We start from the raw sequence: 21,145 nt of genomic DNA, 5'->3' as shown, positions 1-21,145 counted from the left end.
TTGCCTTTACATCGCCATTGTCGACGTGCCAGAAGCGCGTTCGAACGAGCAAGCCCGATGATCGGAGAAGACTGTTGAAGCCGGACGAAATCAGAAAGCTGGACGCCTATTTCAAACGCGTCTTCCAGAACCCCAAGCTCGAGGTCAAGGCACGGCCGCGCAAGGAAGATTCGGCCGAGGTCTATGTCGGCGACGAGTTTCTCGGCATCGTCTTCAAGGACGAGGACGACGGCGACTACAATTTTTCGATGGCGATCCTCGACATCGACCTGGCCTGAGCCAGCAATCCTGCGCTCGGCCGGCTCCGCTTCGAATGCGGCCGGCCAGCCCGATTTCCCTCCTAATGTCTTGTTTTCAGGAGGCGCGCGGCTTCGCCGGCGATTGCCGCGTCGAGCGCTTGCCAATCACCCAGGAACTCCCTGGGGAAACGATAGGTGAGGCTGAGCTCGTCGCCGACCTGGATGTCGCGCTCGCAGGGCGCCAGCGATTCCTCGGCACTCGGACCGCTCAGGCAGCGGGCCACGAACGGGTCCTTGCCAGGGCGCTTGCCGACAACCAGCACCTCGTTCAGGTAGCCTGATTTCTCATTGAAGCGGTACACCGTCGTGCCGCCGGGGCCTGCAATGCCGGGTTGGATGATCAACGCGCTGTAGATCGGCGCGAAGCGGCCGCTCATGTCGCGCGACATCATCTGCTGTTCGAAGGACAGGAAGATGATGTTCCTGCTCGCTCCCATGTGATTGAAATCGTCGCGCGCCGGCTCGCTGTAGCCGTCCATCTGCGGATAGCGCAGATAGAGGTCGAGCCGCGAGGCAATGCCGTCGCGCCGGGCCTGGGCGAAACGGATGACGTTGGCCGGCACGGCGATGACATTGTTGCCGATCACCACCTGATGGATCGTTGCGTCGTCGGTGTACCCGGCCATGGCGATCGAATGGCCGAACCATTTGCCGGCAAGGCTGATCGCTACCGACAGCAGCGCCAGCGCCGCGAATGCGTAGAACACCCGCTTCATCAAAACGGAGTCGACCACGGTGAGTTGGGGGCCGTCGGTGATCGCTGCCTGCTTCATCTCAGTCCTCGGATCTCGGATGCTGTCCGCCTTTGGGTGTCCTTGGGCGGCACACATCGCACGGCATGGCTCTTGCAGCTTCCATGGAACGACTGTGCAATTTCATGGTAAATGGAACGTAAAGATGGGCCCGCTGGAACTCACCGTATTCGCTTTTGTAGTCGGAGTGACGGCCTGCGGGCTGGCTGGATCGATGATGGAACTGGTGTCGGGCCGCAAGGTCGCTTTCACCGAGCCCTACGTGTCGCCGTCGCATCTGTTGCGTTCGCTGCTCGCCACCGCTTGTGCGGGCCCTTTCATGTTGGTCAACGACGCCCTCGATGCTCGGCGTGAGCGCCGTATTTCGACCTTGGCGCTGATGTCCTGCGGCTGCACGGCGATTGCCTGGTCGTTGGCGTTGGGCGTCGTCGTGCTTGCCATTGCCTCCTGGACGATCGGTCTCCTAGGCTCCAGCCTTCCAGGCTGAGACGATTCGGAGACCGAAAATGCCGCTTTATGCGATCGATGGAACGGAGCCCAGCTTCGCAGACGCGGACTCAAACTGGATCGCGCCCGATGCGACGCTGATCGGCGACGTGCGGGTCGGCCGCAATGCCGGCTTCTGGTTCGGTGCCGTCATCCGCGGCGACAATGAGCCGATCGTCATCGGTGCTGACACCAATGTGCAGGAACACACGGTCATGCACACCGATCCGGGCTTTCCGCTGACCATCGGGCTAGGCTGCACCATCGGCCACCGCGCCTTGCTGCACGGCTGCACGATCGGCGACAACAGCCTGATCGGCATGGGCGCCATCGTGCTAAACGGCGCCAGGATCGGCAGGAATTCGCTGGTTGGCGCCGGCGCTCTGGTCACCGAAGGCAAGGAATTTCCGGACAATTCCCTGATCGTCGGCTCTCCGGCCAAGGCGATCAGGGTGCTTGACGAGGCGGCCGCTGCCAGACTGCGCGGCTCGGCCGCGCATTACGTCGCCAACGGCAAGCGCTTCAAGGCTGGACTGAAGAAGGTTTGAGGCGAGCCCTCGCTCGCCGATGGCTTCCTCATGCCCCAACTCACCGTCGGCTAGAGTTGCGTCTGGCCATCGCATCGCGCAGCAAGGAAGCGCCGGCTTCAAAGCCGGCAATGTCGGCTTCCTCGATGGCTGTCCTGTAGTCGTCGATGCGGGTTTCGAGCGCCGGGTCGGCGCCCGCCGACAAAAGCAGGCGGATCGCGTCGACGCTGCGGATGGCCACCGAATAGTGAAGCGGCGTCCAGTCGTTCACGCCCCGCATATTGGGATCGGCGCCACCCTCGATGAGCACCCGCATGATTTCCAGTCTGTCGGCCCGGTCGGTGGACAGCGCCGCAATGATTGCCGGAAATCCGCCGTGATCCTGATAGTTCGGATCCGATCCCGCATTCAGCAAAGTTGAGATGAAGCCTAAGGGGCTCCAATAGATTGCATACTCCAGCGGATGCCCGAGGCCGAGTTCGAACGGCATGCGTTCGTCGAACCAGCAGGGCGAGCCGCCCAAGGCCACGCCCAGGCCCTCGAAATCGCCGCCCTTGAACGCATCGTCGATCGCCTTGAACAGGCGATGGCGCTCGCATCGATCTTCCGGGATTTCCAACATCGCCGTGATCCAGAAGGCGAAACCAAGGGCCTATAGTGTGCCTCGATCTCCTGCCCGTGGAAAGGCGGTCTTGATGTTCTGACGCGCCTTGGCGGGTCGATGGGCCCATGACCGTCTAGGCATCGCTAAGCGGCTTTGTTTTTTACCTTCTTCCCAGCCGTAGGCTTGGTCCGTATTCGCATGCCTCCGCCCTTCGGAGCTTCGATTTCAAATGCGTCTGTATTCCTCACCAGATCACTCAGCTTGCTGAAACCGTAGCTGCGGGGATCAAAATCTGAAAACAGGTTTGACAGCTGTTGTCCGAAGGTTCCGAGATGCACCCAACCATCCTCACTTTCCATCTGGCCAATGACTTTCTTGAGCATGGGCATCGCAGCGCTCGGCAATTGAAGCGGCTTGGCTGCGGGCGCACTATCGTGAGTGTTTGCGGTGCCACGCAGAAGATTTTCGGTGTAGACGAATCGCCGACATGCTTGCCGGAAACTCTCCGGAGTTTTCTGCTCCCCAAACCCGAACACGTCGACGCCTTGTTCGCGTATGCGTGCAGCAAGCCGGGTGAAGTCACTGTCGGAAGAGACCAGGCAAAAACCATCGAAACGACCGCTGTGAAGCAGGTCCATGGCGTCGATCACCAGTGTGATATCGGACGCGTTCTTCCCGATGGTATTAGCGAATTGCTGCTGCGGGATGATCGCATGCTTTGACAAGACATCAGCCCATCCCTTCGACCGGACGTTTGAAAAGTCACCGTAGATGCGGCGGACGCTGGCTTCGCCAATCTTCGCGATCTCCTCGAACAGGCGGTCGACGATCTTGGCGGAAGCGTTGTCGGCGTCGATAAGAACTGCAAGGCGCGGTGATCGGGGTTCGGTCGGCATGCGACACTTCCTGGGCTGACGCACTCTCAAGTTTCGAACTGTAGCCGGTGAAACCATCACCAACCGCGGTTCGCTACTCTGCCGTTGTAGCAGAAGTGAGCCGCAAACCGAAATCTAAGCTATTGGAATTGTGCCTTTATCGGGATTTCAAAAGGTTATCCCAGAAATGGCGGAGCCGGCCCGGGGACGGGGCCGGCTCCTTTGACCCGGTCGTTGGGGACGGGGAGGGTGGGGACTCGACCGGGTTTCTCCTGAAGCGGTCGCCTTCATGCGACGCGCTTGACCTCTAGTTCATGCATGCCGTTATCTCAAAACCGGGGCCACTTTTGAGCGACATGCATTAGCGGACGCTGGCGACCGCGTCTGAACGGCCGTCGTTGATCGTCACCCAAACACCGGAATTCTGGTCCGACTGGCGCTTGAGATAGGTGTAGTCCGTGTCCGTCCAGGCCAGCACCTTGGTTTCCAGATTGTCGAGAATGAATTCTCCAAGGCTGGTGCGCACGGTCAGCACCGCGTGGCCGTCGCCATTCGGCTGGCGCGCGACCGTCATCAGCAGATTGCCGGCCGGCACGCCCGCATTCATCAATTCGCGACGCTTTTCCAGCGCGTAGTCCTCGCAATCGCCATAGCCATTGTCGGGATAGGCCCAGTATTCCTCGGCACCGTAATTTTCCATGTCGGTGCGTGGCTTGACTCTTGCGTTGACCGAATTGTTGATGCTGACGATCGTCGCCCACAATTTGCGGGTCAGTTCGACCGGCGGGCCCTTGGGCGTCCGTTCGCTGCATTCGCCAGGTATGCGCTGGCAGAATTCATAATGGCCAACAGGCTGCGTCGTGCGTCCGCCGGTGTGCATATAGGCCGGTCCCGCGGCATATGCTGATCCCCAAGCGGTAAGCTGCATCGCCATTGCCGCCAGCAACAGCTTGCCCCTCGTCTTCTTCATTCTTGTGTCTCCCCGTTCGAAGGAGACATTGCCACATGTGGATTTATTTGGGGCAAAAGCGCGAAGTAGATATTGAGTAAAACCTCAGTAGAATAAGCGTAAAATTTGAATCATTTAAATATTGAATTGTTTGGAGTTTTGCGGCGGCGCGCTCCGCGAGCCTCTTGTCATGCTGGCCCTTTGGGAAATGGCTCGGACTGTCGAAGCTTCTCCGTCCGGGCATGAAAAACAAAAAATCCGGCCGCTAAGGGCCAGTTTCCTGGAGTGCTTCTGTTGGGCTCGTCAGGCGCGCGGGGTGTTGAATTCGGAATCGAGCGTTTCGGGACGCTGGATGACGGCGAATTCGATGGCGACGCCGTCCTCGAAATGGCGGACGATCTGTCCGCGCATCGTGCCGAGCATGACCTGGACCCCGATTGCCGGCTTGACGTCGATCTCGATAGCGGCGCCGGAAAGCGACAGGTCGATAATACGGCACTGGTACTGGCGCCCGTCGGTGAGCTGCAGCACGCTGGTCGGGTTGCGCGGCGCGACACGCTCGTGTCGACGGTCTTCCGGCAGGTCGAGTTCGTGCTTGTTGGCAAGCCACGTCAATTGCGCGGCAAGCTTGTCCTTCTTGCGGTCGGACGCGATGACGGTCATCGCGAAACCGTCCTGCAAGGTGCGCGTGACGACACCTTCGATGCGGCCGATATGGTCGATATAGGCGATGACTTTTTCGCCCGGCATGCCAATGCGTTCGGTGCGAAGCGCTACATTGCCCGGTGACATGTCGACAACCTGGCAGGGGTGTTCGGTGCGGTCTTCCAGCATGAAGCGCCCGTAAATCTTGACCCGGACGCGCTGAAAGTTACGCCTTTCAGCTTGGGACGGCGCATAGTCGACCGCCGCTGACCTCATGACTGCCACACCTCGTTTGGCATCCCGCGCGTCGATGCGAGGAACTTCATCGGAGAAGTACAACAATGGGGGTTAATAAAGGGGAAAAGCAGGTCCCGTTGCTGCGAGATTTGCCCCTATTCCTCGCGTCCGCCATCGAAGACGACGAGATGGCGGATGCGGCGCGCGCGGCCTAGCGCCGATATCGTCTCGGGTGCCGCGAGTTCGTCGGGAACGAGCGAAGGAACATCGATCGCCGGACGGTTGTTGAGGAGCTCCTTCTCCGGATCGATGACGCGAATCGAATCGATCAAGGCGTCGGTGATCGGATCGGCACCCAGCCAGAAGGGCTTCTCCACGGCGCTGATCACGCCCAGGCAGCGCGGATTTTCGACGCCGCCGTCAAGCGGCAAGGCGAGCAGTTCGAACTTGTTGGTACGGCCGTTGCGGCTGAAACCCTCGAAGGCGATGAGCACGACCGACTTCTGGTCGAAGACGCCATGGATCAGCCGCGAGACGAGCCGCTGATCCTTCTCGCGCCACAGCGACGGAAAGGAGAAACCCTTGAGCTCACGGCCATAGCAGGCGCAAAGCCTGGTGCCGGCCAGCCGGAAGACGGCTTGCCCGCGCGTGTCCCTTTCCAGGATGAATGTATCGGCCAGCAGCGACTTGATGTCGGCCGGCTCGACCTCCGAACGCTTCGGGGCGGGGCGTCCGTCACGCAGGCGGTTCCAATATTGGAACAGCGTGATCGATCCGTTCTGGTTCATGCTATGCTGCTCCGCGCAATCTGTCGTCTGATGTCCCATCGGTGAACAGAAAGGGCGCCCTCCGATGACCTACATGCGTTGCGGAGCAGGAAGCGTGCCAGCGTCGTTAACACTTGTTCACGGGTCGGGGCCGTTAAGGTTAACAAGTGGTTGACGTTGCAGCGAAGCGGCCCCTATGGCACACAAAAACCACTCCAGAAGCGGTCGTTTCGCGACGATCGGCAGCACTTCAGTCAAGAGTTTTAGGGGGAGCAGGGGGCTCGATCGGCCGTTCAAGGGAAACCTTGAGCGGCTTTTTTTTGATTCGCGATGGGGCGATTCGCCCTTTGCGGTTCGTTCGGGGGTGATCTAGATGCTCGAACCCGAAACCCCTGCTTGAGTGCAATTTCATATGAGCGAACCGGAAGGCCCCTCGGAAATCGAGCCGATCGAGGATGGACCCGAACAGCGGCGCGAGCCGGTGTTCAATCTGCCACCTGTCGTCCTGGCGGTGATGGGCATATGCGCGGTCGTCTACCTGTTTCAGCAGTACGTGCTGACGCAGGAACAGCAATTGATGCTGCTCTACGACGGTGCCTTCATCCCTGTTCTCTACACCGGGCAATACGGCTTCGACTGGTTCCTTTTCACTCGCCCGTTCACCTACGCCTTCCTGCATGGCAGCTTCGCCCATATTGCCATCAACATGGTCTGGCTCGCCGCTTTCGGTTCGCCATTGGCAAATCGCCTGGGGACGCTCCGGTTCACGCTGTTCTTTGCCGTGACGGGGCTCGCTTCGGTCTTGCTTTTCTGGGCCATCCATCCGTACGGAGAAGCGCCGCTGGTCGGGGCATCGGGCGCTATTTCCGGCATGATGGGCGCTGCCGCGCGTTTCGGTTTCCACACCCAGCGCTCGTCGGCCGGCAAGGCTGCCTTCGCCGGCCCGGTGCTGCCAATCGCCATCGTCCTGCGCTCGCGCGGCGTCGTGATCTTCCTTGCCGTATGGATGATCATCAACCTCGCCACTGGCCTTCTCGGCTTTGCCCCCGGAATTGAAGGCCAGATCGCCTGGGAGGCCCATATTGGCGGCTTTGTCGCCGGCTTCTTCGGCCTGCGCTGGTTCGACCGACCATGGCAGGCGCCTGAATGGGACACCACCGACCGCCGCACTTGAAATGCAACCGATGACGGCGCACCATGTTCACTCTTATGTGAAAGCCGGTCAGGGCAGGAACCGGCAGGCAAAAGCAGAGGAGGAGGACGCCATGACGGTTAAGGCAATTCTCGAGAAAAAAGGCCACGACGTGTTGACGCTCGGGCCAAACGAAAAGCTGAGCGAAGCCATCCGCATCCTGGCCGAACACAAGATTGGCGCGCTGGTCATCACCAATGGCGATCGCAAGATCGTCGGTATTCTTTCAGAGCGCGACATCGTGCGGGTGGTCGCCAGGGAAGGTGGAGCCGCGCTCGATATCGCCGTGCGCTCGGCTATGACGCCGAAGGTGAAGATCTGCAATGAGAACCACACCGTCAACGAGGTGATGGAGATCATGACCAAGGGCCGCTTCCGCCATCTGCCGGTGGAAAAGGACGGCATGCTCGATGGCATCGTGTCCATCGGCGACGTGGTTAAGCGCCGCATCGAGGACGTCGAGCGCGAGGCCGACGAGATCAGGGCCTACATCGCCACCGCTTGAGCGGTGAACGGAAACCGCCGGCCGGTGAACCGACCGGCAGAGCCGCAGTCTAGCCGTGGTCTAGCCCGCGTGGGTTCGAAGCGGCTGAAAAGGCCAGGCTGTGGCTTTACGCTTGTCTCTTTTGGCGGTTTGCACTAGCGAATGACTTCCACGTTCGACGTGAAACTCACGTTCAAATGTGAGTTCAGTCATCGCAAGTCGCAGGCCATCATGACCCTCATCGACACCCGTACCCCTGATGCAAAACGCCTGATCCCCGGCGCCACCGGCGATTGGGAGATCATCATCGGGCTCGAGGTCCACGCTCAGATCACCTCGGAGGCAAAGCTGTTTTCCGGCGCCTCGACCGCTTTCGGTGCAGCGCCCAATGCCAATGTCAGCCTCGTCGATGCGGCCATGCCGGGCATGCTGCCTGTCATCAACGAGGAATGCGTCAAGCAGGCGATCCGCACCGGCCTTGGCCTGAAGGCGCAGATCAACCACAAGTCCGTCTTCGACCGGAAGAATTATTTCTATCCGGATCTGCCACAGGGCTATCAGATCTCGCAGTTCAAGCAGCCGATTGTCGGCGAGGGCACCGTAATCGTCTCGGTCGGTCCGGATCGTCAGGGCGAGTTCGAGGACATCGAGGTCGGCATAGAGCGGCTGCATCTGGAGCAGGATGCCGGCAAGTCGATGCACGACCAGCATCCGACCATGTCCTATGTCGACCTCAACCGCTCTGGCGTGGCGCTGATGGAAATCGTCTCCAAGCCGGATATGCGCTCGGCCGATGAAGCCAAGGCCTATGTCACCAAGCTGCGCACCATCGTGCGCTATCTCGGCACCTGCGACGGCAACATGGATGAAGGCTCGATGCGCGCCGACGTCAACGTCTCGGTGCGGAAGCCGGGCGGCGAATTCGGCACGCGCTGCGAGATCAAGAACGTCAACTCGATCCGCTTCATCGGCCAGGCCATCGATTATGAGGCGCGCCGGCAGATCGCCATTCTCGAGGATGGCGGCAAGATCGATCAGGAGACGCGGCTGTTCGACGCCGTCAAGGGCGAGACGCGCTCGATGCGCACCAAGGAAGAGGCGCACGACTACCGCTATTTCCCCGATCCCGACCTTTTGCCGCTGGAATTCGATCAGGCCTATGTCGACGCGCTGGCTGGGAAATTGCCGGAATTGCCGGACGACAAGAAGGCGCGGCTGATCGCTTCGCTCGGCCTGTCGACCTATGACGCTTCGATCCTGGTCTCGGAAAAGCCGATCGCCGACTATTTCGAGAAGGTGGCCGCCGGCCGCGACGGCAAGCTTGCCGCCAACTGGGTCATCAACGACCTGCTCGGGCAATTGAACAAGGCCGGCAAGGACATTGAAAACGCTCCGGTTTCGCCCGATCAGCTTGGAGCGGTCATCGATCTGATCAAGGATGGCACCATTTCCGGGAAGATCGCCAAGGACCTGTTCGAGATCGTCTGGAACGAGGGTGGCGATCCGCGCCAGCTAGTCGAAAGCCGTGGCATGAAGCAGGTCACCGATACCGGCGCCATCGAGAAGGCAGTCGACGAGGTGATCGCCGCCAACCCGGACAAGGTCGAACAGGCCCGCGCCAAGCCGAGCATGGCCGGCTGGTTCGTCGGCCAGGTGATGAAGGCGACCGGCGGCAAGGCCAACCCGCAAGCCGTCAACGAGCTCGTCAAGGCCAAGCTCGGCATCGCGGATCAATGAGCCGAGACGCGAAGCCCGGCAACCAGGCAAGCGTCTCGTCGGCCCTTTTGACTGGCGGCGCCGCGCTGCTTTTTGTCGGCACGTCGCTGCATCTGATGCATGAGGATCCGAATGACGCGCTTGCCGCCTTCGGTGAATATGCCGCCGACCACATCTGGTTGTTCAGCCACATGGCACAGCTGGCCGGCGTCCTGTCGATGGTCGCCGGCCTTGTGCTGATCCTTGGCCGTCTGTCGGACGGCCCGCTTCGCGGCTGGGCTCTTCTGACGATCCTGTTCGGCGCGGCGTCGCTGGCGGCGGCAGCTGCCTTGCAGGCCGTCGACGGCATTGCGCTGAAGGCGGTGGTCAATGCATGGGCCGCCGCCGATACGGCGACAAAACCATCGTTGTTCAGCGCCGCCTTCGCCGTGCGTCAGATCGAAGTCGGTTTTGCCGCGATCAGCGCCATGCTGCTCGGCTTGACGGTTCTGCTCGCCAATGTCTCCCTGGGTCAGGCTAGGCGCTGTCCGTTGTGGCTGTCGTTGCTCGGAGGCGTCGGCGCCGTGGGTGTCCTGGTCGGCGGTTTCGCGACCGCGGCAACCGGTTTCTCCGGCACCGCCATGGCGGCCAACATGCCGGGCAGCATGGTGCTTCTCGTCTGGGTGGTGCTGCTTGCCGTGGCCGACTTCCGGCGCAAGCCGGTCGCAACATAGGCGGGAGAGAACCATGTTCGTTCGCACCGCCGGGGAACGCGACCTTGCCGCAGTGCGTGCGCTGCTGGTCGAGACCTGGCATGCGACCTATGACGCAATCTACGGCGCTGCCAAGGTGACCGAGATCGCCGACGACTGGCACTCGATTTCCTCGCTGCGGTCGCGGTTGACGCGGCCGAACTCGGAATTCCTGGTGGCCGATGATGGCAAGCGGATCGGCGGCATGGCATTTGCCGAAGGCGCCGAACTGATCATGCTCAAGCAGCTCTACGTGCTGCCCAGCCTGCAGGGGCGAGGCATCGGCGGCATGCTGCTTGATGAGGTCATCGAAAGTTTCCCGGAGGCCCGCGCCATCCGCCTGGAGGTGGAGGAACAGAACATCCGAGCCATCGCCTTCTACCAGGCAAACGGCTTCGTGCGATCCGCCGATGTCGGCGAACATACCGGGGCCTTCGGACATCCGACGCGAGTCTACATCAGGGCTCTTGCCGGCTGACCGCCACCTGCCGGCGTATCTCGATCACCTTCGCGCGAGCACCGCGACAAAGCTCTGTTTTCGTTTGACGGCTTGAAAGTCCCGCAGCAAAGCTCCTTCAGCTGACCCTGCCGGAAGCCGGAACAGACGGACGCGTGTGTTGGGCAGCGTTGGGGGATTTTCATGCCGAGCTTACCGGAACTGATGCCGACACAGGTGTCGGACGAAACCTTTGGCGGCGTCACCTATCATATCGCGGGCGAACTGGTGCCGGTGCTTTCGGTCGATGTGACGCGCATGCCGGTCTATTTCGAGCATCACATCCTGCTGTGGAAGAATTCGACCATCAGCATCGGCCTGAAATCGCTGAAGGGCGCGCTGAAGCGCATGATGGCAGGCATGCAGATCTTCGTCACCGAAGCGTCCGGGGCAGGGATCATCGCCTTCAGCCGCGATGGGCCTGGCCATATCGTGCCGATCCATCTCAGGCGTGGCGAGGAGATCCAGGTGCGCGAGCACCAGTTTCTCGCCGCCACCGGCAACGTCGAGTACACATTCGAGCGCGTGCGCGGCCTGGCGACGATGCTGTTTGGCCAGAGCGGCTTCTTCATTGACCGTTTTCGCGGCGATGCCGGCGATGGCATCGTCTGGCTGCATGGCTACGGCAATGTCTTCGAGAAAACGCTCGCCGCCGGCGAAACCATCGACATCGAGCCCGGCGGCTGGCTGTTCAAGGATGTCTCGGTCAGGATGGAAACCAAGATCGATCGCCTGTCGAGCGGCTTCTTCGGCGCCAACATGAATTTCATCGTCAACCGCTTCACCGGGCCGGGCCGGGTCGGCATCCAGTCGATGTATCTGCACATGCCGACCGAGGAATAGGCGGCGATCAGATGGCTCGCGATCTTCGCAGGTTCGCCGGCATGGTTCCGGCCCAGGAGCCGGGCCGACCTGCGCTGACATCACGCTCCACCGGCATTGCTGGCCGTCATCGGTTCCGCATACGGCCATGCGTCATCTCGACGTTTGCTGCGCCGGCTCACGACGGATATGCAGGAACATGATCAAACTGTCCCGCATTGCAGCGCTGGTGCTGCTCGCCATCATCATTTTCTCAACCTTGTCGCCGATCCAGATGCGGCCACACATAGCCGAGGCGAACGTTGAGCGCGCCTTGGCTTATGTGCTCTTGGGCTTCGTCCTGGCGCTCGGCTTCCCCAACCGTCTGTATCAAGCAGCGATCTTCGTGGTTGTGACCGCCGGCGTCCTGGAACTGCTTCAGATCATTGATCCCGGTCGCCACGCGCAGTTTGCCGATGCAGTTGTGAAGGCATCAGCCGGAATTATTGGGATTTTTGTGGGGCAACTGTTCGTCAGGACCAGCGGACGAATGCGAGAGAGGTAGGCGAGGCAGCAAACCGCCGCGCTAGTTGGAGCGAACGTCCAAATTGTCGATCAGCCTCGTCTTGCCGAGCCAGGCGGCCGCAAGCACGCGCCCTTCACGATCGCGACGCCATGGCGCGAGCGTCAGGCTTTCACGGGCCTCGACGTAGTCGACCTTGCGGAAGCCGGCTGCGACCAGGGCACGGCTGGCCTCGGCGGTTGCGTCGCCTTGGTCAGCACCTGCCGTCAAAGCCACCGCCGTGTCGCGTAATATCACATTGAGTTGGCGGGCGATCTTGAGTTCGGCTTCACCGAGATAGGCGTTGCGTGACGACATGGCGAGACCATGTGCGTCGCGTATCGTCGGTGCGCCGATGATCTCGACCGGCAGGTCGAGGTCGCGGCAGAGCTGCCTGACGACGCAAAGCTGCTGGTAGTCCTTCTCGCCAAAGATCGCGCAGTCGGGCGTTGCCTGCAGGAAGAGCTTTGCCACGACGGTGGCGACACCGTCGAAAAACGTCGGCCGAAAGTCCGATTCGAGCCCGGCGGAGGGGCCGCCGACCGAGATTTTCGTGGCAAAACCGGCGGGATACATCTCGCCAACTGTCGGTGTGAAGGCAAGGTCGGCTTTGGCCACCTTCAACCGGTCGAGGTCGTGGGCGAGCTGGCGCGGGTATTTGTCGAGGTCTTCCGTCGGCGCGAACTGCGTCGGATTGACAAAGATCGACACGACGCAGCGATCGGCTTTTTCGAGTGCGATCCTGACCAGCGAGATGTGCCCGTCATGCAGCGCGCCCATGGTCGGCACCATGGCGACACGAAGGCCGTCGCGCCGCCAGTCGCGGATTTGCGCGCGCAGTGCGGCAACGCTGTCGACGACGACGGGCCGGCTCATGCGTCATCCCCGTGCCTTGTCGCTGAAAAGACATGGCCGGGGCCGGGAAATGTCCGGCTTCGCACCTCGGCTGCGTAGCGTCCGGCGGCGTGCGAGATGACGCTGCGCAGATCGGCATACTCCTTGACGAATTTCGGCACCCGGTCGACGGTCAGCCCGACCATGTCATCGATGACCAGGATCTGCCCGTCGCAGTCGCCGCTGGCGCCGATGCCGATGGTTGGAATGGCGATGCGGCGGGTGATGTCGGCGGCGACGGTCTCGACCGTGCCTTCGATGACCACCGAGAACGCTCCGGCGCTTTCGACCGCGAGTGCATCGCGAACCAAAGCCGCAACGGCCGCCTCGGTGCGTCCCTTGATCTTGTAGCCGCCGTCTTTCTCCACAGATTGTGGCTGGAGGCCGATATGTCCCATGACGGGAATACCGGCAGCGACGATTGCGGCGATCTGCCGGGCCATGCCGACGCCGCCCTCGAGTTTGACCGCCTGGCAGCCTGTTTCGTCGACCATGCGCCGCGCCGAGGCGACGGCTTGCGCCGCCGAATCCTCATAGGTGCCGGCCGGCATGTCGACGACGACACAAGCCTTGGCCGAGCCGCGCATCACCGCTTGCCCGTGCGCGATCATCATCTCGAGCGAGGCGCCCAGCGTCGTCTCGTGGCCGTGCAGCACCATGGCAACGCTGTCGCCGACCAGGAGCAGGTCGACATGGTCGTCGAGCAAGCGGGCGATGGGATAGGTATAGGCGGTAAGGCAGACAATCGGTGTGCCGCCCTTGTGGCGGCGAATCGTGTCGGCGCTGATACGAATGTCGGTGGTCGGTATTTCCGCGCCCAATCGTCACCTCCGTCGGCCTGCCGCTGGTTGGATACCGGCTTGGGCGCGCAAAGCTTTAGAAAGACCGCAAAGGCTTGGCAAGCGTGCATCTTGCGGTCGAGAGGATCACGGGCTTGTGTCGGGTTCCCGGCAGGCGATTTGCGTGCTCGCTGCGGCAAAACCCTTGCCTTCCCGAAGGCCTGACGCCATAAGCAGGAAACGGGCGCTGCTGGCGCGAGGGTTCTGAGATGAAGACTTTCCTTACGCAGTTTTTCACCTGGTGGAACAGCCAGACGCTGGGAACGCGCCTGCACACCTGGCGGCACGGCAAGAAGGTCGGCCAGGACGAGACGGGCAACGTCTATTACGAAGGCGGCATCGATTCGGAAGGCCGCACGCGCCGCTGGGTCATCTACCGCAATTATTCGGAAGCCTCCGCGATACCGCCCGGCTGGCATGGCTGGATGCATCACCGTGTCGATGTCGCGCCGGCCAGCGAGACCTACCAGCCGCGCGACTGGCAGAAGCCGCATCAGCCCAATCTGACGGGCACCCCGGCGGCCTACCGCCCGAAAGGCTCGGTGCTGACCAATCAGCATCGGCCTCAGGTCACCGGCGACTACGACGCCTGGACACCCGGATCGTAACGGCCCCCGACTTGTAACCGCGCAAGGTGCAGGCCGATCCTTTATCGCCACAATTGGTGTTTAGCTGCTTGCTGATCAGAAAACGGCGACTAGCCTTGGCGATCGACAGAATCACCCGGGCGCGAACCACCGGTACCCCTAGATGAGTTTTTCCAACCGAATATCGACGGGCGGCCTGGCGCTAGCCGCCAGTCTTGCCCTCAGCACCGCGGCCTTTGCCGCTTCGCCAGAACCGGCACCCGCTGCACCGGCGCCAGCGGCGCCCGCAGGATCGGACCGGGTGACCAATCCCATCGCCGAGTTTGCCGGCATCGACAAGATCACCGGCCGCATCATCACCTTCGATGTCTATATCGACGAGACGGTGCAGTTCGGTGCTTTGCAGGTGACGCCGCGCGTCTGCTATTCGCGGCCGCAGACCGAGGAGCCAAAGACCGATTCCTTCGTCGAGGTCGACGAGATCACGCTCGACCGGAAGATCCGCCGCATCTTCACCGGCTGGATGTTTGCCGAAAGCCCTGGCCTCAACGCCGTCGAGCATGCCGTCTATGACGTCTGGCTAAAGGAATGCAAGCAGAAGTCGGACGTGCCGGCGCCCGACGGCGCCAAGGCGGACGCTACCAAAGCCGACGCGTCGAAGCCTGCCGCGGCCAAGCCGAAGCCTGCCGCCACTCCGGATGTGGCACAGCCCGATGCCACGGAACCGGCCATCACGGAACCGGATACCACCGAACCGGATACCACCGAAGCCAACTGATCCTCTGGAACCGTCGTGGCCACCATGCGTTGGACCACGGACGATGGCGCATTCATGCGCATGGAGGATATTCCAATGTCAGACAGCAAGCGGATTATGGCCGACAAGGCGGAATTGCTTGGACTCGAGAAGGGGTTCTGGACCGGCGACGCGGCCTACTACGCGGCCAATGCCGACACCGAATGCCTGGTGGCGTTTCCGCAGATGGCCAAGGCGATGGACAATGCCGATCTCGCCAAGACCGCGACCAAGCCCAACCGTTGGCGCGACCTCGACATCGAGCTCAAGGGAATTATCGAGCCGGGCAGCGACATTGTCATGCTGACCTACGAGGCGCATGCGACGCGTGAGAACGGCGAACCCTACGCGGCGCTGGTCAGCACCGGCTACGTCCATCGCGTCAACGGCTGGAAGATGATGTTCCATTCGCAGACGCCGCTGGAAGCCGCCGCCGGGAAGTAAGCGGCTCGATCGTCAGGGGTAGAATACGGCCTCGCCCTTCAGCGCGTCGGCCAGCATTTTCTCGTATTTGCCGCGCGGCACGTCGACCGCGCCAAAGCGCTTTAGGTGCTCGGTGGTGAACTGCGTGTCAAGCAGAGCGAAGCCGCGCGTCTTCAACCGCTCGACGAGATAATAAAGGCAGGTCTTGGACGCGTCCGTCTCCCTGGCGAACATGCTTTCGCCAAAGAACACCCGGCCAAGCGATACACCGTAGAGGCCACCGACCAGCCGGTCCTCGCGCCAAGCCTCGACCGAATGACAATGCCCTATCCGGTGCAACTGCACATAGGCTTCGCGGATCGGCGCATTGATCCAGGTCGAGCGGCGCTCCTCGCGCTTTTCGGCGCAGCCGTCGATCGTCGCTTCGAAATCGAAATCGAAACGGATGTCGAAAGGGTGCTTCTTGATCGTTTTCCTAAGGCTTTTCGGAGTGTGGAAACCGTCGAGCGGGATGATGCCGCGCGTTTCCGGCCGCACCCAGAACACCTCCGGATCGCTGGCACTTTCGGCCATCGGGAACACGCCCGAGGCGTAGGCCTTGAGCAAAAGGTCTGTCGGGATGCGATAGCCGGGCGCGAAGGGGCGGGTCATCGCGTCCCCGGACTATTCTTCCTTGGCCAGATATTTTTCCAGCCAGTGGATGTCATAGTCGCCATTGGCGATGTCGGCATTGCCGACGAGATCGCGAAACAGCGGCAACGTCGTCTTGATGCCGTCGACGACGAATTCATCCAGCGCGCGACGCAGCCGCATCATGCACTCGACGCGGTTGCGCCCATGCACGATCAGCTTGCCGATCAGGCTGTCGTAGTAAGGCGGGATCTTGTAGCCGGAATAGACGCCGGAATCGACGCGGATGCCGAGACCGCCCGGCGTATGGAAGTGGGTGATCGTGCCGGGCGAGGGCGTGAAGGTGCGCGGATCCTCGGCGTTGATACGGCATTCGATGGCGTGGCCGTTGAACTTGATGTCTTCCTGCTTGACCGAAAGTCCGCCGCCAGACGCCACGCGGATCTGCTCATGCACAAGGTCGATGCCGGTGATCGCTTCGGTCACCGGATGCTCGACTTGCAGGCGCGTGTTCATCTCGATGAAATAGAACTCGCCATTCTCGTACAGGAACTCGATCGTACCGGCGCCGGAATAGCCGAGGTCGGCGATGGCCTTGGCGCAGACGCCGCCGATGCGCGCGCGCTCCTCGGCATTGAGGGCCGGCGAGGGCGCCTCTTCCCAGACCTTCTGATGGCGGCGCTGCAGCGAACAATCGCGCTCGCCGAAATGCACGCCGCGGCCAAAACCGTCGCCGAACACCTGCACCTCGATGTGGCGCGGCTTTTCCAGGTACTTCTCGATGTAAACGGCATCGTCGCCGAAGGCAGCGCCGGCCTCCGAGCGCGCCGTCTGCAGGGCGACCTCGAGGTCGGCCTCAGTATGCGCCACCTTCATGCCGCGTCCGCCGCCGCCGGCCGACGCCTTGATGATCACGGGATAGCCAATCTCGCCGGCAATGCGCTTGGCCTCCTTTTCATCGGTGACCGCACCGTCCGAACCGGGCACCACCGGAATGCCGAGCCGTTTTGCGGTGCGCTTGGCCTCGATCTTGTCGCCCATGATGCGGATATGATCGCCGGACGGACCGATGAAAGTGATGTTGTGGGCAGCCAGGATGTCGGCGAATTTGGCGTTTTCCGACAGGAAGCCATAGCCCGGATGCACGGCATCGGCGCCGGTGATCTCGCAGGCCGCGACGATCTGATGGATGTTGAGGTAGCTGTCGCGCGATGGCGGCGGCCCGATGCAGACGCTTTCGTCGGCGAGCCGCACATGCATGGCATCGGCGTCGGCGGTCGAATGCACCACCACCGTCTGGATGCCGAGTTCCTTGCAGGCGCGTAGCACCCGAAGCGCGATTTCGCCGCGATTGGCGATGAGGATCTTCTGGAACATCCGGCCCGCTCTACTCGATCACGACGAGCGGCATGCCGTATTCGACCGGCGTCGCATCCTCGAACAGGATCGCCGTCACCGTGCCGGCGCGCGGCGAAGGAATCTGGTTCATCGTCTTCATCGCCTCGATGATCAGCAGCGTCTGGCCTTCCTTGACTTTCTGGCCGACTTCGATGAACGCCTTGGCGTCAGGCGATGGCGCCAGATAGGCGGTGCCGACCATCGGCGAGGTGACCGCGTTCTTCGACACGTCGACCACCGCGGGGGCTGCCGCGGCAATGGGCTGGGCGCCCGACGGTGCATAGGCCGGCTGCGGTGCCGCGATCGCGTGCACGGCCGGTGCCTGCCGCGAGACACGCACCTTCAGGTCGCCTAGTTCAACCTCTATCTCGGTGAGGTTGGTGTCGTTCAGTATGCCCGCCAGATCGCGGATCAGCTGCTGGTCAACACCGGTCTTCTTTATCGACATTTTCGAGCCTTCTGTTTGTTGGCCGGTCATAGGCGTGCGGCCAGCGCCTGCAGGGCCAGCGTGTAGCCGAGCGGCCCAAAGCCACAGATCATGCCGACGGCAACCGGCGCGACCATGGACACGTGGCGGAATGGTTCCCGCGCATGGATGTTGGAAAGATGGACTTCAGCGACGGGCAGCGGCGCGATGGCGCGGATGGCGTCGTGGATAGCGATCGAGGTGTGGCTGTAGGCGCCTGGATTGATGACGATGCCGGCGGCCTTGTCCCCGGCTTCCTGGATCCAGTCGACAAGGTCGCCCTCGTGATTCGACTGGCGGAAATCGATCTCGAGCCCAAGTGCTGTGCCGGCCTGTTTGCAGTCCTCGGCGATCGCGGCAAGCGTCTTGCCGCCATAGATGCCCGGCTCGCGCTTGCCGAGCGCGTTGAGATTGGGACCGTTCAGGACGAAAACCGTTTTCAAAAAAGCCGACCTTTCCCGGCGCCGACATCAAGCCGGCGCGCTGGGCCCTCTATAATGGGCATAGACGCCTGCGAAAAGAGCGCAAGTGCGTTCTTTCACTGTCCACAACGCGCGGAATGTGCCCGTGAGAATGCGCTCGTGAGCAAGATCAGAGCGCGGCTTTCGCCGCCTCGATCTTTTCAGCCAGCACTTCCTGTCCAAGCGCCCCGAACACCACCTCGTTGCCGACCACATAGGACGGCGTTCCGGTGATCGCCAGCTTGTTGGCAAGATCGTAGGTCTTGGAGAAGGCCTCGTTGATCGACGGGTCCTTCATCTTCTCGCGCAGCGTCGCTTCGTCGGCGCCGAGCGAAAGCGCGATCTTGATCGCCGCCGCCTCGGTGGCGCGTCCCTGGCCGCCGAGCAGCGCGTTGTGGAACTCACCATACTTTTCCGGCTTCATCAGGTGGAACGCCATCGAAACCACGCTCGCCTTCTGCGAATCCGGTCCGAGGATCGGGAATTCCTTGAGCACGAAGCGCAGGTCCGGATCGGACTTGGTCAGCGCCCGCATGTCGTCGATGGCGCGTTTGCAGAAGCCGCAATTGTAATCGTAGAACTCGACGATGGTGACCTTGCCTTTCGGGTTGCCGACGACGCCGTCGAAGGCCGAGTTGAAGATCTGGTCCTTGGCATCCTTGATGACGCCCATATGGGCGATGCGCTGCTCTTCCTTCTGCTTGGCTTCGAGCGCGTCCTGAACCTCCAGAAGCACTTCCGGGTTCTTCAACAGATAGTCGCGGATGATGCCTTCGACCTCGGTGCGGTCGATCTTGGTGTCGGCCGCTGCCGTCTGGGCCGGCTGCGCCGTACCGGCCTTGGCAATCTGTGGGTTTCCGGCCACGAATCCGAAAGCCAGCATGGCCAGGGCGGCCACGGCCCCCGTGGTGCCCAGCAGCAGTGCCTTTTTCATCGTTCCTGTTCCTTCTACCTGTTTTTTACGGCCCGGTTCGTCTGACTGTGTCGCAGCGCGCTGCCGGAAGGTTCACTTGATCTTGGTCGATGGTGCGTAGTTTATGATGTCCTGGGCGCGAAGCCAGCGCGGTTCGCCGCGCTTCATCTGCTGCTGTGCCCGCATGGCGAAGATCTTAGCATCCTTGTAGTTGCCGGAATAGAAATGACCTTCAGCGGTGGCAAGTTCTGCGCCCGGTATGTCACTCAGTTCGCCATAGGCCTGTGCAAGATAACGGTAACCGGCTGCATTTTCCTTGTCTCGCTGCAGACCATTGTTGATCTGCACGACGGCTTTCTTGAGGGATTCAGGCGTACCGACGGCCATCAGCGCCTGGCCAAGGGAAACAGGTAGCAATCCCGACCGCGCCGGGTCGAGACTGACCGCCTTGGCGTAGGCATCCGCGGCCTCCTTGGGCTTGTTCGCCTTCATCAGGATGTCGCCGCGCAGTTCCTGGAAATATGCATTCTTCGGCTGCGCCTTGATCAGTGCATTGGTCTTGGCGAGCGCGGTGGCGATGTTGCCGAACAGGTACGTCGACTCGGCTTCGCCATATTGTGCGGCAAGGCTGCCGGGCATCTTGCGCATCAGCCGCGCCAACCCCGCCTGGCCTTCCATATAGACGGCGATCTTCATGCGCATCATGTCGTGCCGCTGCTGCAGCGCCGGCGGGTCGACCTTGTCGACATTGGGGCTCTGTTTCACCAGCACTTCGAGATTGGCGATACGGTCCTGCGGCATCGGATGGCTGATCCGGTAGGGATCGACCTGGGCGCCCGACAGCGACAGCGCCGTCTGGAAACGGTGGAACGTCTTCAGCATGCCCATGCCGGACTGCCCGGTGGCGTTGAGATAGGTGATCGCCGAGCGGTCGGCGGTTATCTCCTCGGTGCGCTGATAGGCGAGGATGCTTCGCTGCGCCATCTCGCCGCCGCCAGCCGCCATGCCCATGCCGGCGCCGGCAAGGCCGCGGCTGTTGGTGGTGGCACCGGCGACCATTGCGCCGGCCCCTAGCAATGTGGCGATGATGGCCATCGTCTTGGCACGTTCGAGCTGTTCGCGCAGCTTCTGCTGGTGGCCGCCGGCGATATGGCCGGCTTCGTGGGCAATGACGCCGATGATCTCGTTGGGTGTCTCGGCCGTCATCAGCGCGCCGGTGTTGATGAACAGCCGGCGCCCGGTGACGAAGGCGTTGAAACTCTGGTCGTTAACCAGCACGATGTCGATGCCGTCGTTCGCCAGTCCTGCCGCCTTGAAGATCGGCCGCGCATAGTCGCGCACCAGCGCCTCGATCTCGGCGTCGCGTACCACAGGCACGTTCTGGGCGAAGGCGCTGACCGAATCCGCCAACGCGACGGCAACGCCAAGCGAAAGCGTCGCGAAGACGCGCGCTGTCCGGGCAATCGTCGATCTGGGTCGGCTCAACATGACGGTTCCACTGGTAGACGAGCGGGCGAAAGATGAAAAGTCGGCGCCGGAAACTTCCTCAACTTGTGATCCTCACATCAATCGGGCATTTGTGCGGCGCATGCGCCCGAGTTTGGCGCCTTCAACC

At 61.8% G+C, this 21,145-nt stretch carries 27 protein-coding genes; 13 read left to right on the top strand and 14 right to left on the bottom strand.

The features are described from left to right. The first annotated feature begins 74 nt into the window (after window positions 1–74). Window positions 75–278 (top strand): DUF3126 family protein, encoded by a 204-nt coding sequence (locus HNQ71_RS00370; RefSeq protein WP_006200852.1) that lies wholly within the window; start codon window positions 75–77, stop codon window positions 276–278. A gap of 62 nt (window positions 279–340) precedes the next feature. Here the strand turns inward: HNQ71_RS00370 and HNQ71_RS00365 are convergent, their stop codons facing one another. Then, the gene (locus tag HNQ71_RS00365; protein WP_184870673.1) at window positions 341–1,072 is read right to left on the bottom strand and encodes a hypothetical protein; all 732 of its coding nucleotides are present in this window, start codon (window positions 1,070–1,072) and stop codon (window positions 341–343) included. A gap of 124 nt (window positions 1,073–1,196) precedes the next feature. Here HNQ71_RS00365 and HNQ71_RS00360 point away from each other — a divergent pair, with 124 nt between their 5' ends. Both HNQ71_RS00360 and HNQ71_RS00355 read left to right on the top strand, forming a co-directional pair. Continuing rightward, entirely contained in the window at window positions 1,197–1,538 is a 342-nt protein-coding gene (locus HNQ71_RS00360; protein ID WP_184870672.1) for a DUF6949 family protein, read from the top strand. Between the two features lie 19 nt (window positions 1,539–1,557). Then, a complete protein-coding gene (locus HNQ71_RS00355) occupies window positions 1,558–2,085 on the top strand; it encodes a gamma carbonic anhydrase family protein (protein WP_184870671.1) in 528 nt (175 codons plus the stop codon). A 40-nt stretch (window positions 2,086–2,125) separates the two neighbouring features. On the opposite strand, the gene HNQ71_RS00350 is transcribed toward HNQ71_RS00355, so the two are convergent. From HNQ71_RS00350 to HNQ71_RS00330, 5 genes are all read right to left on the bottom strand, one after another. After that, window positions 2,126–2,686: an ankyrin repeat domain-containing protein gene (locus HNQ71_RS00350; protein WP_184870670.1), complete on the bottom strand. Its 561-nt coding sequence runs from the start codon at window positions 2,684–2,686 to the stop codon at window positions 2,126–2,128. A 125-nt stretch (window positions 2,687–2,811) separates the two neighbouring features. Then, window positions 2,812–3,564, bottom strand: coding sequence for an NYN domain-containing protein (locus HNQ71_RS00345; protein WP_184870669.1), 753 nt, complete (start codon window positions 3,562–3,564; stop codon window positions 2,812–2,814). A gap of 340 nt (window positions 3,565–3,904) precedes the next feature. Further along, the gene (locus tag HNQ71_RS00340) at window positions 3,905–4,513 is read right to left on the bottom strand and encodes a transglutaminase-like cysteine peptidase (protein WP_184870668.1); all 609 of its coding nucleotides are present in this window, start codon (window positions 4,511–4,513) and stop codon (window positions 3,905–3,907) included. 282 nt (window positions 4,514–4,795) lie between these two features. Then, window positions 4,796–5,413: a PilZ domain-containing protein gene (locus tag HNQ71_RS00335; RefSeq protein WP_095091678.1), complete on the bottom strand. Its 618-nt coding sequence runs from the start codon at window positions 5,411–5,413 to the stop codon at window positions 4,796–4,798. Between the two features lie 116 nt (window positions 5,414–5,529). Further along, window positions 5,530–6,162, bottom strand: coding sequence for a PAS domain-containing protein (locus tag HNQ71_RS00330; RefSeq protein ID WP_184870667.1), 633 nt, complete (start codon window positions 6,160–6,162; stop codon window positions 5,530–5,532). A 391-nt stretch (window positions 6,163–6,553) separates the two neighbouring features. On the opposite strand from HNQ71_RS00330, the gene HNQ71_RS00325 reads away from it, so the two are divergent. The 7 genes from HNQ71_RS00325 (at window position 6,554) to HNQ71_RS00295 (ending at window position 12,126) form a co-directional block, all read left to right on the top strand. Continuing rightward, the gene (locus HNQ71_RS00325; RefSeq protein ID WP_184870666.1) at window positions 6,554–7,315 is read left to right on the top strand and encodes a rhomboid family intramembrane serine protease; all 762 of its coding nucleotides are present in this window, start codon (window positions 6,554–6,556) and stop codon (window positions 7,313–7,315) included. Window positions 7,316–7,406: 91 nt separating this feature from the next. Next, window positions 7,407–7,838 carry a CBS domain-containing protein gene (locus tag HNQ71_RS00320; RefSeq protein ID WP_184870665.1) on the top strand — a complete coding sequence of 144 codons (432 nt, stop codon included), beginning with the start codon at window positions 7,407–7,409 and terminating at the stop codon, window positions 7,836–7,838. Between the two features lie 210 nt (window positions 7,839–8,048). Then, on the top strand, window positions 8,049–9,554 hold the full coding sequence (gene gatB / locus HNQ71_RS00315) for an Asp-tRNA(Asn)/Glu-tRNA(Gln) amidotransferase subunit GatB (protein ID WP_184870664.1): 1,506 nt from the start codon (window positions 8,049–8,051) through the stop codon (window positions 9,552–9,554). Continuing rightward, a complete protein-coding gene (locus tag HNQ71_RS00310; RefSeq protein WP_184870663.1) occupies window positions 9,551–10,246 on the top strand; it encodes a hypothetical protein in 696 nt (231 codons plus the stop codon). The genes gatB and HNQ71_RS00310 overlap by 4 nt, the downstream gene beginning before the upstream one ends. A gap of 13 nt (window positions 10,247–10,259) precedes the next feature. Next, a complete protein-coding gene (locus HNQ71_RS00305) occupies window positions 10,260–10,742 on the top strand; it encodes a GNAT family N-acetyltransferase (protein ID WP_184870662.1) in 483 nt (160 codons plus the stop codon). Between the two features lie 162 nt (window positions 10,743–10,904). Continuing rightward, window positions 10,905–11,603: an AIM24 family protein gene (locus HNQ71_RS00300; RefSeq protein ID WP_184870661.1), complete on the top strand. Its 699-nt coding sequence runs from the start codon at window positions 10,905–10,907 to the stop codon at window positions 11,601–11,603. 178 nt (window positions 11,604–11,781) lie between these two features. Continuing rightward, on the top strand, window positions 11,782–12,126 hold the full coding sequence (locus HNQ71_RS00295) for a VanZ family protein (RefSeq protein WP_184870660.1): 345 nt from the start codon (window positions 11,782–11,784) through the stop codon (window positions 12,124–12,126). A gap of 21 nt (window positions 12,127–12,147) precedes the next feature. Here the strand turns inward: HNQ71_RS00295 and panC are convergent, their stop codons facing one another. Together panC and panB are read right to left on the bottom strand one after the other, a co-directional pair. Further along, window positions 12,148–12,999 (bottom strand): pantoate--beta-alanine ligase, encoded by an 852-nt coding sequence (gene panC, locus HNQ71_RS00290; protein ID WP_184870659.1) that lies wholly within the window; start codon window positions 12,997–12,999, stop codon window positions 12,148–12,150. Further along, window positions 12,996–13,838 (bottom strand): 3-methyl-2-oxobutanoate hydroxymethyltransferase, encoded by an 843-nt coding sequence (panB, locus tag HNQ71_RS00285; protein ID WP_184870658.1) that lies wholly within the window; start codon window positions 13,836–13,838, stop codon window positions 12,996–12,998. Before panB ends, panC begins: the two co-directional genes overlap by 4 nt. 227 nt (window positions 13,839–14,065) lie before the next feature. Here panB and HNQ71_RS00280 point away from each other — a divergent pair, with 227 nt between their 5' ends. From HNQ71_RS00280 to HNQ71_RS00270, 3 genes are all read left to right on the top strand, one after another. Further along, the gene (locus HNQ71_RS00280) at window positions 14,066–14,464 is read left to right on the top strand and encodes an NADH:ubiquinone oxidoreductase subunit NDUFA12 (RefSeq protein WP_184870657.1); all 399 of its coding nucleotides are present in this window, start codon (window positions 14,066–14,068) and stop codon (window positions 14,462–14,464) included. Window positions 14,465–14,606: 142 nt separating this feature from the next. Next, on the top strand, window positions 14,607–15,221 hold the full coding sequence (locus HNQ71_RS00275) for a DUF2155 domain-containing protein (protein ID WP_184870656.1): 615 nt from the start codon (window positions 14,607–14,609) through the stop codon (window positions 15,219–15,221). Window positions 15,222–15,296: 75 nt separating this feature from the next. After that, a complete protein-coding gene (locus HNQ71_RS00270) occupies window positions 15,297–15,683 on the top strand; it encodes a hypothetical protein (protein WP_184870655.1) in 387 nt (128 codons plus the stop codon). Between the two features lie 12 nt (window positions 15,684–15,695). Here HNQ71_RS00270 and aat read toward each other — a convergent pair whose 3' ends face one another. The 6 genes from aat to HNQ71_RS00240 form a co-directional block, all read right to left on the bottom strand. Beyond that, complete coding sequence (aat, locus tag HNQ71_RS00265) at window positions 15,696–16,313, bottom strand: leucyl/phenylalanyl-tRNA--protein transferase (RefSeq protein WP_184870654.1); 618 nt, start codon at window positions 16,311–16,313, stop codon at window positions 15,696–15,698. A 12-nt stretch (window positions 16,314–16,325) separates the two neighbouring features. Then, the gene (gene accC, locus HNQ71_RS00260; RefSeq protein ID WP_095090710.1) at window positions 16,326–17,669 is read right to left on the bottom strand and encodes an acetyl-CoA carboxylase biotin carboxylase subunit; all 1,344 of its coding nucleotides are present in this window, start codon (window positions 17,667–17,669) and stop codon (window positions 16,326–16,328) included. Between the two features lie 10 nt (window positions 17,670–17,679). Next, on the bottom strand, window positions 17,680–18,138 hold the full coding sequence (gene accB, locus HNQ71_RS00255) for an acetyl-CoA carboxylase biotin carboxyl carrier protein (protein WP_184870653.1): 459 nt from the start codon (window positions 18,136–18,138) through the stop codon (window positions 17,680–17,682). A gap of 26 nt (window positions 18,139–18,164) precedes the next feature. Beyond that, window positions 18,165–18,599 (bottom strand): type II 3-dehydroquinate dehydratase, encoded by a 435-nt coding sequence (gene aroQ / locus HNQ71_RS00250; RefSeq protein ID WP_095090709.1) that lies wholly within the window; start codon window positions 18,597–18,599, stop codon window positions 18,165–18,167. A 148-nt stretch (window positions 18,600–18,747) separates the two neighbouring features. Further along, complete coding sequence (locus HNQ71_RS00245; RefSeq protein ID WP_184870652.1) at window positions 18,748–19,551, bottom strand: DsbA family protein; 804 nt, start codon at window positions 19,549–19,551, stop codon at window positions 18,748–18,750. 72 nt (window positions 19,552–19,623) lie between these two features. Beyond that, the gene (locus HNQ71_RS00240) at window positions 19,624–21,018 is read right to left on the bottom strand and encodes a M48 family metalloprotease (protein WP_184870651.1); all 1,395 of its coding nucleotides are present in this window, start codon (window positions 21,016–21,018) and stop codon (window positions 19,624–19,626) included. Window positions 21,019–21,145: the final 127 nt, after the last annotated feature.

The sequence above is a fragment of the Mesorhizobium sangaii genome (genome assembly GCF_014207355.1).
Classification (GTDB): Bacteria; Pseudomonadota; Alphaproteobacteria; order Rhizobiales; family Rhizobiaceae; genus Mesorhizobium; species Mesorhizobium sangaii.
This window is presented reverse-complemented; position numbering and strand designations above follow the sequence as displayed.